This is a genomic window from Paenibacillus sp. S-12 (genome assembly GCF_030363895.1).
GTDB lineage: Bacteria > Bacillota > Bacilli > Paenibacillales > Paenibacillaceae > Paenibacillus_B > Paenibacillus_B alvei.
The window spans coordinates 328,984-344,784 of the sequence record NZ_JASIUF010000022.1 but is presented as its reverse complement, the minus strand read 5'-3'; the positions used below and the strand labels follow the sequence as shown (position 1 = coordinate 344,784).

Genomic DNA, 15,801 nt, shown 5'->3' with positions numbered 1-15,801 from the left:
AAATGGCAGTCGTAAAAGCCAGGCAACAGGATATTGATATGTTGGCAAGGTTGCTTCGAGCTGAAGCTGAGACCGAAGGCGAAACGGGCATGCTCCATGTTGGAAGTGTTGGCATTAACCGAATAAGAGTGAATTGCTCCGACTTTAAAGACATCCGGACAATTCCCCAAATGATCAACCAGCCGCATGCGTTCGAAGCGTTACAACATGGTATGTACTATCAAAACGCAAGAGAGAGGGAACGCCGTCTGGCGCGACGTGCTGTGAACGGGGAGCGAAGTTGGCCAGCCAAATTCGCCCTGTGGTATTTCCGTCCAGGAACGTTCGAAAATCCCGGACCATGTCCGGAAACCTGGTATAATCAGCCGCTCGCAGGAAGATGGAAGAAGCACTGTTTTTATGAACCGACCGCGGCAGAATGTGAAGATATATATAATACGTTTTAATTGTATGAACGAAAAGAGCTCAGAATCTCTTATCCTGACTTGTCACAGTCATATCGGTTGTCTGAACTTTATCTCATTAAGAGCCGCGTAAATCGCGGCTTTTTTTGGTCTAGTGGAATAAAGTTGTTGCCGGGTTAGAAGTGATTCAAGGGATTCAAATCTGCATTTCGTCTAAAATCTATTACTATAAAATTCAAATAGTCGAGGAGTGCATCATTTATGTATAGAGTGGCTATTTGCGATGATGAGGAAAAACAAAGAGAGATTGTTAAAGGCATCCTGATTACTTTGTCGATAAAGACAAATATAGAATTTGAAATCGAATTATTCGGCTCGGGAGAGCAATTGGTATCTCATTATGAGACCAATGAACCCCCGTTCCATATTCTAATTTTGGATATCGAAATAGGTGGTCTGAACGGGATTCAGACAGCTCGTAGAATAAGAGCGTTACATAACTTGGATGAACAAATTATTTTTCTGACAAGCTACCCTGAATATATGGTAGAAAGTTTTGATGTCATGACATTCCAGTATTTGATAAAACCTGTTGCCCCCTCGATTTTGGAGGAGAAAATCATCAAACTATGCCAGTACTTTCAAACACTTGATAAAAAGTTTATGGTCATCAAGTCAGCCTATGAATCAATCATGATTAAATATGACGACCTTATTAGTATTGAAGCTGCCAAAAGCTTAACGATAAAGAGCAAACTACATTTTATTACTACTGATCAAACCTATAAAAGCAAAGGAATTATTGCAGATTATGCTTTAGCTTTAAAAGACAGTAACTTCCTGCAAATCCACCGTTCCATTATCATTAATCTACTTCATGTGAGAAAGTTTGCTAGCGGAGTTGTTCTCATGTCCAATGGATTGGAATTACCCATAGGCCGTTCTAAAATCAAAGAGGTTAAAGATGTTTATACCAAATATATGATTAGGAAGATCGAATAATATGATTCAAAATAATTTACTTGTTGTTTTTACAATTGTACTTGTGATGGGCGTTCAACTTAATTTTTTCTTCAACTCGGTTTTTGGTAAATCAGCTAAAAAGCATAACCGATTCATTTACTTTATTATCTTTGGGCTGCTCGATTTCCTATATCTTGTTATTCCCGTCTCACCAATTTTATCTTCGATTCTAGCCTTGCTTATGATATTTAGTATCGTACAATCTTATCAAGTAGAGATGAAAACGAAGATCATTTTCTCTATGCTTTACAGCGTTTTAATGTCTCTCGTTACTTGTATATCTCTTTATATTTTTTATACCCTAGATTCAGTTGAGTTTAGCTTTGACCCTGTAAATGAAACTAATAAAATTGTCTACATGAAAGCTATTTTACTCTCTTTCATCATCATGTTTGCCATCATTCAGATCATACGACCACTTGCAAGACATAGTAGTTACTCTTTGCATTATCGTTACTACGTATTAATTTCGGCTATTCCACTTATGAGTATATATCACCTATATATTCTAAATTATAAGACCGTCTATTATTTTATTTCCGCTATTGGCTTTCTTTTCTTAAACGTTATGATTATCTATATTTTTGATTCGATTATTGATAAATATAAATTCATGCAAGAACATACTCAGCTGCAACATCAGATGGATTATCAAGATGCGAATTACGAAAAGGTCGTTCACAGCTTCAAATCCATTAAAAGAATTATTCATGATACGAATCAACAGTTTTTATATATTGAAGAATGTATAAAGCGAAATGAGTTAGCAGCTGCAATGGAACATATTAAGACAACATTAAATAAAGTCGAAGGAGCGTATCAGCGGGTTAATACGGGGAATCTGGTTATAGATGCTCTTATTACAAATACGCTTAATATTGGACATGCCAATGGCATTAGAATAGATATAAAGCTTAATTTATGGTCGCAAGAAATCCATATAGACCGTTATGACTTATGTGTTGTCATTGGAAATATGCTAGATAACGCAATAGAAGCTTCTAAAAAGTTAACGATCGCAGAAGATAGGTACATTCTTATAAAAATACATTCTACCGAGTCTACTCTACTCATTCACATCTTGAATTATATGGAGAATGAAGTTGCCCACTTACATAGCCAAAAACCATCTCCTGAATTTCATGGTATTGGATTAACCAATATCGCTAGAATCTGCGACAAGTACGGTGGTCATATGACCATTGAAACGAAACATAAAGTATTTAATAATATGGTCCTCCTGCCATTTTAAACGAACAATCCTTAGACAACATGTTGTTTAGGGATTGTTTTTTTCGTTTGAGGGCGTATTTGAATACAGCAGCCTTCCTCCATGTATGATGAATTCAGAAAGTATAATCTAGAACGAATTACAAGGAGGAATGAATAATGAAGAGAATGGTTTCTGTAGGGATGGCCGCTTTGCTTATTGCCATTCCGGTCAGCCCAGCTTTTGCTGAAACGAATCCGGCTACTGTAAAAGAAAGGGCAAAGGTGCAAGCTTCGAAGCTCCTTTCCGTCTCTGGTGCAAGTGGTGTGCAGTATGCCATTATGGATAAGGGATCCATTGTTTTATCAGATAACGCCGGTGTAAACGATAAAGCTTCCAAAACTCCGATCACCAAAGACACTATGTTTGGTATAGGCTCGATAAGTAAAATGCATGTGTCTGCTGCAGCGATGATACTAGCTGATGCTAATAAAATTGATATTGATAAGCCACTTACAACGTATATCAAAGACTTCAAAATGGCAGATGAAAGATATAAAAAGATTACCCCTCGTATGTTAATGAATCATTCGTCAGGGCTTTACGGTACTCACCTTCCGAATAGTTCTTTATTAGGTGACAATGATACAATAGTCCACGATGAATTATTGAACAAGTTACAATCGGAACATTTAAATTCAAATCCAGGTGAATTCTCCGTTTATGTAAACGATGGGTTTGATCTGCTTGAAATCATGATTGAACGAGTGAGCGGTATGAGCTATACCGAATTCCTTGCGAAATATGTAAGCACGCCTCTGAATTTAAGCTCAACGAAAACACCACTTGATCAATTTGATAGAGAAAGGGTAGCCAAAGCTTACTTTCCTACGATGGATCAGGCTTTACCCATCGAGAATGCTAACACCCTTGGGTCAGGCGGGCTCTACTCAACTGCAGAAGACTTAACTAAGTTTGCAGATATGTTAATAGGTAATCGAACGGACGTTCTATCTAAACAATCAGCCAAAGCCATGCAAGGTCCTGAATATAAAAGAGGAATATGGGTTTCTGAAAAAGCGAACGCCTTTAACTATGGTCTTGGTTGGGACACTGTTCGCTTGCCAGCGTTTGATGATTACGGAATAACGGCATTATCCAAAGGTGGAGACGTCGCTACTTATCACGGTTCCTTGATTACAATACCAGAACATAATATTTCTATGGCTGTGCTTTCTTCAGGAGGGTCTTCCGTATTCAATCTTGCATTTGAAACGAAAGTTTTATTAGAATACTTAAAAGACAAGGGGCATATTAAGGAAATTCTACCCGAGAAAACATTTAAACCTTCCTTGAAGGTGAACATGCCGTCTGAAATGCTTTCTTATGCTGGATTGTATGGTACAAGGGATTCAACCATAAATATGGAGATTAAGAACGGAGTGATTGATTTACCTGCACAAAACGGAGGGTTGATACCCGCACAAACATATGTGTATACGGGCGATGGACAATTCAAAAGCAAAGATGGCAGTGTAACATTAAGCTTTGACAAACAAACAAATGGAAGAACATATGTGAAGCTTAACGCTTATACGAATAACCAAGGATTAGGTCAGTCCATGATGGTGTTCTATGCCTATCAAAAGCTGGATTCCAATCCACTCCAACAAACAACTAAAAAGGTATGGGAAAATAGAAACGGAAAAAGTTATTATAGGGTGGATGAAAAGATAACTTCTGCATTTTATCTGGCCACGCCAATGATAGCAAAGACAATATCCGTTGATATGGATCATGGATACGCAAATGGGACTAAAATTGTTAATGAGAATCAAGCAGTAAATGCTATCCAAATTCCGATTATGGCCGGAAGAGATGTATTTGATCTCAACTTTTATAAAGAAGGACAGACGGAGTATTTAAAGATTGATGGATTCTCTTATATCAATGAAGATGCTGTTCCAATCCTTTATGATGGCAAGGATTCATTAAGCATCATCATACCATCGAGTGGTCAGGCGAAATGGTATAAAATCGATGAAAAATCAGCCAATCGAGTCATGAACGTTAAGACTCCGGCAAGTGGGGGATTTGCCGTTTACGACAAGAATGGAATGGCTGTGAACTTCTCAAAGGTTACTAACAATCATTCGGTAGTACTGCCTGAAGGTGGGATGATCGTTTTTGGCGGAAAAGCGGGTGATGTATTTAAAATTGAATTGAAGAATAAATAGATTTGGAGCATTGAAGTCCGCCTAACTAGCGGACTTTTTGATTTATGGATATAAGTTCTTGTCCAATGCTCAGGTAACTTGGAAGGACGCAAAGAGAAAGATCGGTACATGAAAAAAAGAGCAGATTGATTTATGTACCGTTTTGTCCATCTGCAGAAGATACCGTACTCCGCTTTGCACCTTATTGTTCAGGATCGAGAGAACCCGGATCGGTAGGCAGAAATGCAAATTGAATCGTTTGTATTTCCAGAATCCAGGTAAAAAGTAGGTAGATTCAGGACAAGCGATCATTATAATGAAATTAAGATACAAGGTAAAAATGAACTCAAGAGACCAAAGTTGTCTTGTAATCAAGGGTAGAAGAGAGGATGACGGAAGTGCCAATTCATAACCAAGCTCACCCTTCTGATTCTGTTAGAGAAGACGGTTGTTATCCCATTGACTTGACGGGCCCTCGCAGCCACAACCTTGTCATTCGGCCCGGTGTGGGGAGCCTATCTATTGGACCGCCGGAATTAGGGCAAAGGGTAGACCTTCACGTCGCATCAGATGCGAGAATTGATTGGACCGTATTCGATGCCTTCTCCACGCCGGCAGGCTCGCCTTGGCCGCGATTTCTGTACTATTCAGGCAGTGACACGGGCTTCTTGGACTGGGCACAGACACGTCCCATTGAAGAGATGACGTGGGCTCCGATCCTGTCTGCAGATACGGTGGTGGACGCCAGCCAGTCCATTTTGCATAGCTTGCATATCGAGTTGAGCCAGTCCGGAGGGTGCTTGAGCTTGAAGCTTCCGAAGGGATCTTTCCGCCTGAACGTGTCTGGCGATCTATTACGCTTATCGGCCACTGGAAATATGCCGTATTCTCTGACACTAGCGCCGCGCACCGGTCGACGCAAGAATGATCCTCCTTTCACCCTGCCCGACATCGGTGAATTGCACCGGGTGACGAGCCTGACGCTGCAAAACACGCCGCTGGGACAGCCCATCTCGCTGGACTGTCTAGACCGGTTCCCCAACCTTGACTCACTGAGTTTGTGGGGGAACTTCTGCGACATGGGCTTGTTGGCTCGTCATGCCCGGTTAACGAATTTGGAGCTGCGCTTCATGCCTGATTTAGAGGACATGCCCTCCTTGGACACGTGGCCGTTGCTTGAAGGATTTATCGCCTACAATGTGGAAGAGGCCGCGGGCAAGCGCTTAAGGCAGCAAGTGAAAACACGCGCCAAGACACGCCCATGGGCCGGCTATGCTTCAGTGAGCCAATTGCGAAAGCCTGAGTGGTGGGAGAGCGAATATGGCCGCCCGTTCTCGTCTTGGCCTAAACGTCTGGCCAAACTGGCTAACGAAGCTTACAATGCTGCACAGGCATCCTTGGCGCAGGCCCGCAGCCTCGCCGATGCCGAGGCAGCCATTACTGCTTTCACCGTGCGCTTCAATACCCTCAAAGGTATCGAAACCACCGAAAGAGAAGACCTTGGCGAAGCAGTATGGCAACTTAGCCAGTCCGATCACCTGATCGGCCAGCCTATAACGGAGGAGATGGCTGGGCGCTGGTTCGATGCAGCTCGCGATTACTGATTGAAAGGAGATTGTAAACGGGGAACAACTGCTGAACTAAACTGGGGAATTATTGAGAAGGGGATTACCTATGAAGGATGCGTTAATGGAGAGATTAAAGATTTTTCTTCATCAGGAAGATAATGAAACACTAGTAGGCATTCCGGCAAGCCAAGAGGAAATTGTTAGTGCGGAGCAACGGCTGAATGTAAACTTTCATGAGGACTACGTACACTTTATCAAGACGTTTGGAGGAGCATATGCGGGTCTTACGATACATGCATTCTCTAATGGCTCTAGTCTCGGCAATGAAACGGTTGTCGATTTGACGTTGGGGTTCCGAGAGCAATTCAAGGGACATCCCTTTGCAGAGGTTTTACGAACCAGTTATGTCATTTCCATAGATGGATCCGGCGATCCGATTTTCATGAATCAGACAGGAGAGGTTTTCATCGGGTATCACGATACCGGGGAGATCAAGTTATTAGCCAATTCATTCGAGGAAATGATCGAAGAGAATTTTTATGAATGGTAATTTGTTCAATTCGGCAGATTATGCTAATCAAAGAGGCCGTCCCTCAAGTAGATTGATCTACTTTTGGGACAGCCTCATTTTATCTGGTCAGTCAGACCGCTAGTTAAGCATTCTGCTCCTGTTACAACTTAAACTGCTTTATTTTCTCTTGAAGTTCTTCTGCCATGATACGACTTAAAAATCCTCTTTATTCGACAGTTCTCTGTCAGAATTCGACCCCCAAAGTAATTTTCGGCATAAAGCTTCTAAAAAGTTAAAGACGAAAGACAAAATGTTCGCATTCATTAAGAGCTCTATCTATATCAATCAGAGTTTATCCACATATCTTAATAACTAGAAGGATACTACTTCAAGAAGAGGGGGGATAAATGAATGGGGCATAAAAAACATAAAAAGAAAAAAGGCAAAAAGGACGTTTTTGATTATATTGTTATTGGTGCTGGAACAGCAGGTGGGGTAATCGCTAAGGAATTAACGGATGACAAAAAAACTTCCGTACTTGTGCTTGAGCCTGGAATAAATAGCACGGATCAGTTAAGTGATCCAAGCGTGTTAAATGCCATTATTCAGGCTAGCGATAATAAGTTTGCCTTCAATTTACTATCTAAATTAGAATCTTCTGTGGGCCGACAGCTTGTTACGGTCAATGGAAGGGTTATTGGGGGAAGCTCGGAAGTGAACGAAATGTATGCTGTCCGGGGAAGTAAAGAGTTGTATGATGAATGGGTTGCCCTTTCAGGTGAACCCCGATGGAGCTACGACCAAGTCCGTTCCCTGTTTATTCAAAATGAAACCTATACGGGCCTAACACAAAGTCCGAATGAGAGAGGAAGACGGGGGCCTATATTTGTCAGACAGCAGCATATACCTCCTAATGGGCTTATCCAATCGCTAGCAGATGCAACAGCTAATGTACTGGGAATAGAACGTGTTGAGGACTATAACACAGGAGTTCGAGACTGTACATTTTATAAATCTCAATTTCTTCAGAAGGAGGATGGTAATACAATTACCCGTTCCTCTACTGCAACAGGGTATTTAAATGAGAGCATAGTTACGCAGGGTAATGAGTTTCATCCTGATGAGTTTGGGATTGGAAAGAGAAAGCTGACTATTTTTGGCAAAACAACAGCGAACAAGATATTATTCAAGAACAAGAATTGTCAAATGATTGCCAGCGGGGTTCAGTACGTTAGAGATGGTATTTCACAAACAGCGTTTGCCCGAAAAGGCGTGATCGTCTCGGCAGGATTCTCCTCCTCCCTTATCTTACAGCGATCAGGAATTGGCAAATCCAGTGATTTGCTTAGCGCAGGAATTAAACCATTAATTGAAAATCCGAATGTAGGATACAATCTGCAAACGCAAGCCTATGCAGGACTTGCAGTCGAGGTAGAAACATCCCAAATATTACCGGTACTCGGTGCTGACCCTAATCAACCAATTATTTTAGGCGCATTTACAGCTGAGAATAAGAATAATGTATTGGAGGGCCGCCGCCTTCAGATTCTAGGGGCTCCCGTAGCACTCTTTGTTCCAGCTTCAGACATAGCAAGCAATGGGTGGGAGCTGGATGTAAATAAGCAAATCAATGTCATGAGTTTTGGACTTATAGACCTTAACCCACAGAGTAAGGGCACAATTATGGCCTCCCACAGCGATCCCGAAGCACTGCCGTCCTTTTCCTTTAACCCATTGCAACAGGCAACAAACGATCTGGATTTCTTGGTGGATCAATATATTAATATGTACAACATTATTCAAGAGGCTAGATTAAATAATAGCGGGATAAAAGCTGTGGTGTACCCGCCGGAGGAAGTTTTCCAAATACCCGATGAGGCAGAAAAAAGACGGCAGCTTAGTGATTTCGTAAGAGCATCGTATTCAAATTTTTATCATTATGGCGGGCAGTGCAAGATGGGGAAGTGCGTGCAAGATGGAGTTGTCAACGGACAGCTGGATGTATTCGGTACAACCAATCTTAAAGTTGCTGATCTTTCGATCGCACCTATTTTACCGGACGGCAATACTAGCCTAGCTGCTCAAATGATAGGATTAAATGCCGTACGCTTTATTCAAAATAATTCTTGTTCTTACGTGCTGGATGATGATGATTTTGAGGACGAATTAGAAGATTAATAGATGTAATGGCTGACTGGAAAGAATCAGAATTTACTTTTGTCGGATAGAACTGGCGACGCCAGCTCTTTTTTCGTTTTGACGATAGATCCGGTAGGCTGAGGCGCATCATAAGTGTTAATTTTATCCTCTGCATGCCCCAGATTGAGCTTGTTATTGTACATGCCTATGCTTCAATAGCACTGAAATATAGAAAGTTTCTTTTTCTACAATTAGCTCTGTATGAACTACATTATAATTGATTCCTCCCATTGTTATCCCGTTTACTAATTTTGTGAGACGAAGAAATTCTCCAATTTCGGAAACATAGACATCCGCAGTTGAGCTGTCGGGAAATATGCATTGCACTCTAATAGGACGCATTCCTTCCTTGTTTTTATATCACATATCCGATTCGATACGGGGACTTGTTGATATGATTAAGTTTGTAAAGTTCCAAGTAGCGTTCTTTTTATGCCTTTTAGTTTATTTTTTAAAAAACAGGGCAATCTTATTATATCAAAATTAAATCCCTATAGGGTATATAATTTAAAAATAAACCCTATAGTATCTTGGAGCGCGCAAATGGCTAGTCTATGGTTTGCTTAGGGTGATCGCTGTGAGTGATTTTATGAAGATGGTAGGGGAAGGCATTCGACACTTTCGGAAACTACGCGGACTAAGCCAGGAGGAACTTGCAAGCAAGGCTGAGCTACACGAGACTTATATTGGTAAGTTGGAACGTTCTGAGAAGGTATGTTCCGTCGTAGTACTGGCTAGAATTACGAGTGCGCTCAACCTCTCGATGGCGGAGTTCTTTAGTTACATCCAGCCTGTGAGTGGAGAGGGGAATGATTCTACACTTGCAGAAATTGTGGATAGGCTCCGAAGCAGAAGTTTAAATGAGCAAAAGAGGGTATTGAAAGTCATTGAGGCTATGCTGGACGATCAGCTGGATTGAAAGGGAAAACCCTAATAACGCTGAAGTTTGGATTAAGGCCTTGAGATGGTGAATTGCGAATTTACACTGTCGCATTTTGCCATCCTGAACCTCTGTCAACTATAAAGGGCACCTAAACGGGTGTCCTTATATTTTGTACTATAGATATCACGGATAACCGTATTACAAGTAAGGGGATTTCAATACATCCCACTCCTTGCGATATGATGGATTCCTATACTTGGAGGTACCCATGAGAGAATTTGAGCAATTAACGAGTGTCGAATCGGCAAATGAATTTATAAGGAGCCATCGATTATCGTTTCTCTATATCACCATGACAGGGTGCAGTGTGTGTCATGCATTGCAGCCGCAGGTACAGAAATTAATGATGAAATACCCGGATATCCATCTGGCGACGATCAATGCAGAAGAAGTTCCAGCGGTTGCCGGGAGCTTTTCTGTTTTTACCACGCCTGTTCTATTGCTTTATGTAGAGGGGAGAGAATATATACGTGAAGCAAGAATCGTGCATCTGGATCTGCTGGACGAAAAAATTCGCAAAATCTATGACTTAGTGACGGGACAATCCTCTGATGAAACCGTGAAATGAACGGTTTAGATTCACGAATGTACATCTGGTGAACTGCCCAATCATCGATGACTTGCCCGTCGCAGCTCAAGCAACTTCCAATATTTACACTTGTTGATACCGATATATCGATTTATAATAGTGACAATTTAATAAGATACCTTTAATTCAGTCCCGTGAGGCTGACAAGGACAGCGGAATGTATGATCTTTATAGGGATACGTGTGTATATGCGCGTGTACCTATTATTTACCTGTGATCGTAAACGGCTTATTGTCAGGGCAACTGGGCAATAAGCCTTTTTTATTGCTCCTGAAAGCGATCGATCATTCCCGCCTGTTCCATCTGCTTGAGCATACTCGGTATCTAGACGATCTGGAGGATGGATAATGGAAAAAGTAGACTTGGAATTCTCGTTGCAACCTGTACCACAAGCACATCGGAATGGATTTTGGAAAATACTCGCCGTGATGCTCGGATTTACGTTCTTCTCGGCAAGCATGTGGTCAGGCGGAGCGTTAGGAAATGGCTTAACGTTCAGCGCTTTTATCGGAATTGTACTGGCAGGGAATCTGATCTTGGGCATCTATACAGGAGCGCTTGCTTATATTGCGGCAAAGACGGGGTTATCGACTCACTTGCTAACGAAATATGCATTTGGCACGAAAGGTTCCTATTTATCTTCAGGATTGCTAGGCTTTACGCAGGTAGGCTGGTTTGGTGTAGGGGTGGCGATGTTCGCAGTCCCGGTTCAGAAAGTAACGGGAATGAACGTGTATGTCTTGATTGCGATTGCAGGAATCCTAATGACGGTGACTGCGATTTATGGAATTAAAGCATTGGCGATACTCGGCATCGTAGCTGTACCGTCAATTGCGATATTAGGAAGCTATTCGGTCTTCGAAGCGACTTCAACAGCAGGCGGATTGCAAGGATTAATGAATTATCAGCCGAAGGAAATGATGGGTCTTGCTACAGCATTGACCGTCTGTATCGGTTCCTTCATTAGTGGAGGTACGCTAACACCGGACTTTGCACGGTTTGCAAAAACAACTCGTTCAGCGGTTGTGTCGACGGTCATTGCCTTTTTCCTTGGAAATTCGTTGATGTTTCTATTTGGAGCAGTAGGCGCGATTGTGTATGGCAAAGCGGATATCTCAGATGTCATGTTTCTGCAAGGCTTGATTATACCGGCTATTATTGTGCTAGGGCTAAATATTTGGACGACGAATGAAAATGCGCTATATGCATCCAGTCTGGGCTTTGCCAATATTACGAAGCTGCCTAAGAATATCATTGTTGTCTTTAATGGAGCAGTAGGTACGATTATGGCAATGTGGCTGTACAATAACTTCGTAGGCTTCTTGACGGTACTTGGCTCGATTTTGCCATCGATTGGCGCGATTCTGCTAGCGGATTTCTATATCTTGAATCGCGGCTCCTATAAGAAATTCGAAGAAATGAGCTTCAAATCCGTGAATTGGATTGCGATATTGGCCTGGCTCGGCGGCATTCTGATTGCTCAGTTCGTCCCTGGCATCCCGCCTATTAATGGCTTGATCGGTACAGCTGTGCTGTATGTTATAGGTATGAAGTGTTTCCCGGAAAAACAGTTTAACGTAAACGAGAAAAGGGGAATGAACCGTGATTATACAACAAGCGAAGCTTAGAGGTCGTGAAGGTTTATGGAATATCGAGATTGTGGATGGGGCATTCAAGACGATTACCCAAAGTCCGCTTCCCACAGAAGGACATGAGGTCATTGATGTGAACGGGAGCTTGGTGCTTCCTCCTTTTATTGAGCCGCATATTCATTTGGACACAACCTTAACAGCAGGGGAGCCGGAGTGGAATCAGAGCGGTACGCTATTTGAAGGCATCCAGCGCTGGTCGCAGCGAAAGGAAACTCTTTCAATAGAGGACGTCAAAACAAGAGCAAAGACCGCGCTTAAGTGGCAAATCGCTCAGGGCATTCAGCATGTGAGAACCCATGTGGATGTGACAGACCCTACTCTAGTAGCGCTTAAGGCGCTGCTGGAAGTGAAGGAAGAGATGTCTTCTTATGTGGATCTTCAGCTCGTTGCCTTTCCACAGGAAGGGATTCTCTCCTATCCAAATGGAGTAGAACTGCTTGAAGAAGCCATGAAAATGGGGGCCGATGTGGTTGGCGGCATTCCGCATTTTGAGTTTACACGCGAGTATGGCGTAGATTCGATGAGAATCGTATTTGATCTGGCGGAAAAATATAATCGTCTCGTTGATATCCACTGCGATGAGATTGACGATGAGCAGTCGAGATTCGTTGAGGTAGTAGCCAAGGAAGCTTACGAACGCGGCATCGGCGCACGTACAACGGCCAGCCATACAACGGCGATGGGCTCCTATAATGATGCATATGCGTACAAGCTGTTCCGTCTGCTGAAAATGTCGAAGATCAATTTCGTATCCAATCCACTGGTGAACATCCATTTGCAAGGACGATTTGATACGTATCCGAAACGTAGAGGCCTAACACGGGTAAAAGAGCTTCAAGAAGCAGGACTTAATGTGTGCTTTGGTCATGATGATATTTTTGACCCATGGTATCCGCTGGGGACAGGCAATATGCTTCAAGTTCTGCATATGGGTATTCATGCTTCACAACTTATGGGCTATGAGCAGATCGTGAACAGCATCGATATGATTACGAAGAACAGCGCGACGACGCTGCAAATTGAGGATAAATACGGGATTGAGGCAGGCAAGCCGGCCAACTTTATCGTATTGAATGCGGAGAATGAGTATGAGGCCATTCGCAAGCAGGCTGCGGTACGATATTCTTTCCGTAACGGTAAGATTATTGCTGAGACAAAACCGAGCGAGACCAGCGTGAAGCTGGGCAGTATAAGTGAGACCATTACGTTTCAAAAATAAATAAAAGCAGAGAAGCAGGCCTTAGGGTCTGCTTCTTTTTATATATGCAAGCGACGACAATAATTTCCGAATCATGGTATAATTTCACTAGTAGCAGTTCGACAAATCACCGTATATGATTTCGATAATTCTTGTTTCGGTTGGCATATGTATAACCTAGCGGATCTCTGGACACATGGGATGGGCTGGATACAATTCGAACCAGACGCTTTAAAAGCCCTATGTGAGTTTTGTCTTGCAGGGGCTTTTTCATGCGATTGTAAACCAATAGCGCACAGTCGCATTAGAAGGCTAGTTCTGTAATGTGAGCGTGAAAAAGGGCATACGTATCAGTCAGAATCGGAAGTTCAAGCAAGCAAATACCCAATGATGGGGAGGACTTGATTTATGCTTCGGAAATGGCTGGTTCTTGCAATTATCGTAACGGGTGTGATTCACTTGGCGACGCTGTCCTTGGACAGTACCATACTAAACTGGATCTTCAAGCTGCTGCCGATGGCGCTGATCATCGTGCTCGCTGTCAGCTCGCAGCCTGCGGACAAGTTTAGGATGTATAAGATTTTGGTCGTGATCGGATTGATTTTTAGCATAGCTGGGGATGCATTCCTGCTGAAGAACGGAAATCAGTGGTTTATGTTCGGTTTGTCGTCTTTTATGGTGGGGCATCTGCTTTACGTAGCGGCTATGATACGGCGGTGGGAATTTTCACTGTTAGCGTTGTTGTGCGTAGCGCCGATCGGCGTATACTCGTGGCTTATTGGTTGGCAGCTGCACAATGGGATCATGGCGGACAGCGGTCAAAGCGATTTATGGCTGCCGGTCGCCGTTTACGTCGGCGTCATCTCGGTCATGTGCTGGACCGCGATCATGAGTCGGAACTGGCATGCGTCGGTCGGGGCGATTTTGTTCGCCGTGTCGGACTCGATTCTGGCCTGGAATAAGTTCGTCAGCGCCGTGCCGGCGTCAGGCTTTTGGATTATGCTGACGTACTTCGCCGCACAGTTGTTTATTGCGGGCAGCATCGCGAACGTATTCAGTGGCAAGCAGTTGTCGAAGTGGCGCGCCCTGAGGATGTAGGTTGAACGCTTTAAACAATCCGCGCTGGGAACCGTATATAAATGACGTCGGAAAATTGAAGTGAGGGAAGGTAAGAGAGGAGATTTTGGATCCTTACGTCCACCTATTTTTGAGAACATCCATATCGGAAGCCGTTACCCGGCTGTTTGAACGTTTGCCGGGTAGCGGCATTTTTATTATCCAAACAGGTTGACAATGATAATCGTTATCAATAATGTGGAGATAGAAATGATACCCCCCTATTTACTGAAAAGACTACTATTTGAAATGAGGGATGCAATGTGAAAATCGACGTTAATCAGTTAGCAGAGTATCTTGCTCACACTCCTTTTCAAGTAGAAGGCGTATATCGATATGCTAAAAGTCCAGGTGTGCCTCACGCTGACTATACAGATTCTTTTCCTGGATTCGTGTTTCCACTTACCGGGAAGACACAATTTCAATTTAATGGAACGCCTTATATCCTGTCGCCAGGAAAAGTTGTGCATGGGGGTGCCAACATGAAACTAGCTCAAAAGTTGTTTGGCAACACCAACTGGGAGTATATCCTTGTTCAATACCGGATATGTCACTCAGAACTAGAAGAGTCAAGCTTTTCCCATCAGCATTTTGAATTATCAACGGGACAATCCCCTCGTCTTATCGAATTAATTATGCGCCTGTGGCAAGTGTATAATCAACGCGGAGGCATTCCGATGTTTCAGACCGAAATGCTGTTTCGCGATGTACTGAATGAAGCTTTGTTATGTGTTATTAATAGGCAGAATAGCTGTGAATCACTTACTTTATTTGAACGGGTATCGAATTATATTCATGAATACTATGATCAAAGCCTGACAATAGAATCGCTTGCAGAACATAATAACGTTAATCGAAATCGACTTTCTTACGTATTTAGACGACATGCAGGCATGGGGCCGGCAGAGTATTTATTAAAATACCGTATAAACATGGCGCAAGAAATGCTATTTACAAGTGATGCGCCTGTTCAACAAATTGCGCAGACGGTTGGGATTGCGGATCCCTTTTATTTTAGTCGAGTGTTCAAGAAACAATTTGGTGTTTCTCCTACTGAATATCGAGCGAAGTTCATCAATAATCTATGCTAATTTCAACAGGCATCCATTCTTATCTACAGATGACTTTACTATACTAATGGCAAACGAAAGAATACATATTGGTGGAGGCTT

At 42.6% G+C, this 15,801-nt stretch carries 13 protein-coding genes; all 13 read left to right on the top strand.

Annotated elements, in window-relative coordinates; genetic code table 11:
- Positions 1-2: 2 nt before the first annotated feature.
- Positions 3-446, top strand: a complete 444-nt coding sequence (locus tag NO352_RS21565; protein WP_005545366.1) for a cell wall hydrolase — start codon at positions 3-5, stop codon at positions 444-446.
- A 219-nt stretch (positions 447-665) separates the two neighbouring features.
- Positions 666-1,406, top strand: a complete 741-nt coding sequence (locus NO352_RS21560; protein ID WP_005545364.1) for a LytR/AlgR family response regulator transcription factor — start codon at positions 666-668, stop codon at positions 1,404-1,406.
- Position 1,407: 1 nt separating this feature from the next.
- Positions 1,408-2,679, top strand: a complete 1,272-nt coding sequence (locus NO352_RS21555; RefSeq protein WP_268599178.1) for an ATP-binding protein — start codon at positions 1,408-1,410, stop codon at positions 2,677-2,679.
- Positions 2,680-2,816: 137 nt separating this feature from the next.
- A complete protein-coding gene (locus tag NO352_RS21550) occupies positions 2,817-4,874 on the top strand; it encodes a serine hydrolase domain-containing protein (RefSeq protein WP_289356746.1) in 2,058 nt (685 codons plus the stop codon).
- Between the two features lie 377 nt (positions 4,875-5,251).
- Positions 5,252-6,457, top strand: a complete 1,206-nt coding sequence (locus NO352_RS21545) for a hypothetical protein (RefSeq protein ID WP_005545358.1) — start codon at positions 5,252-5,254, stop codon at positions 6,455-6,457.
- Between the two features lie 70 nt (positions 6,458-6,527).
- Entirely contained in the window at positions 6,528-6,971 is a 444-nt protein-coding gene (locus NO352_RS21540) for an SMI1/KNR4 family protein (protein ID WP_005545356.1), read from the top strand.
- A gap of 372 nt (positions 6,972-7,343) precedes the next feature.
- Positions 7,344-9,110, top strand: a complete 1,767-nt coding sequence (locus NO352_RS21535) for a GMC family oxidoreductase (protein WP_289356745.1) — start codon at positions 7,344-7,346, stop codon at positions 9,108-9,110.
- Between the two features lie 598 nt (positions 9,111-9,708).
- Entirely contained in the window at positions 9,709-10,050 is a 342-nt protein-coding gene (locus NO352_RS21530) for a helix-turn-helix domain-containing protein (protein ID WP_040735635.1), read from the top strand.
- 232 nt (positions 10,051-10,282) lie between these two features.
- Positions 10,283-10,642, top strand: coding sequence for a thioredoxin family protein (locus NO352_RS21525; protein ID WP_289356744.1), 360 nt, complete (start codon positions 10,283-10,285; stop codon positions 10,640-10,642).
- 368 nt (positions 10,643-11,010) lie between these two features.
- Positions 11,011-12,291, top strand: a complete 1,281-nt coding sequence (gene codB, locus NO352_RS21520; RefSeq protein ID WP_289356743.1) for a cytosine permease — start codon at positions 11,011-11,013, stop codon at positions 12,289-12,291.
- A complete protein-coding gene (locus NO352_RS21515; protein WP_268623108.1) occupies positions 12,266-13,534 on the top strand; it encodes a cytosine deaminase in 1,269 nt (422 codons plus the stop codon). The genes codB and NO352_RS21515 overlap by 26 nt, the downstream gene beginning before the upstream one ends.
- Positions 13,535-13,921: 387 nt before the next feature.
- The gene (locus tag NO352_RS21510) at positions 13,922-14,611 is read left to right on the top strand and encodes a lysoplasmalogenase (RefSeq protein WP_289356742.1); all 690 of its coding nucleotides are present in this window, start codon (positions 13,922-13,924) and stop codon (positions 14,609-14,611) included.
- Between the two features lie 281 nt (positions 14,612-14,892).
- Positions 14,893-15,720 (top strand): helix-turn-helix transcriptional regulator, encoded by an 828-nt coding sequence (locus tag NO352_RS21505; protein WP_289356741.1) that lies wholly within the window; start codon positions 14,893-14,895, stop codon positions 15,718-15,720.
- Positions 15,721-15,801: the final 81 nt, after the last annotated feature.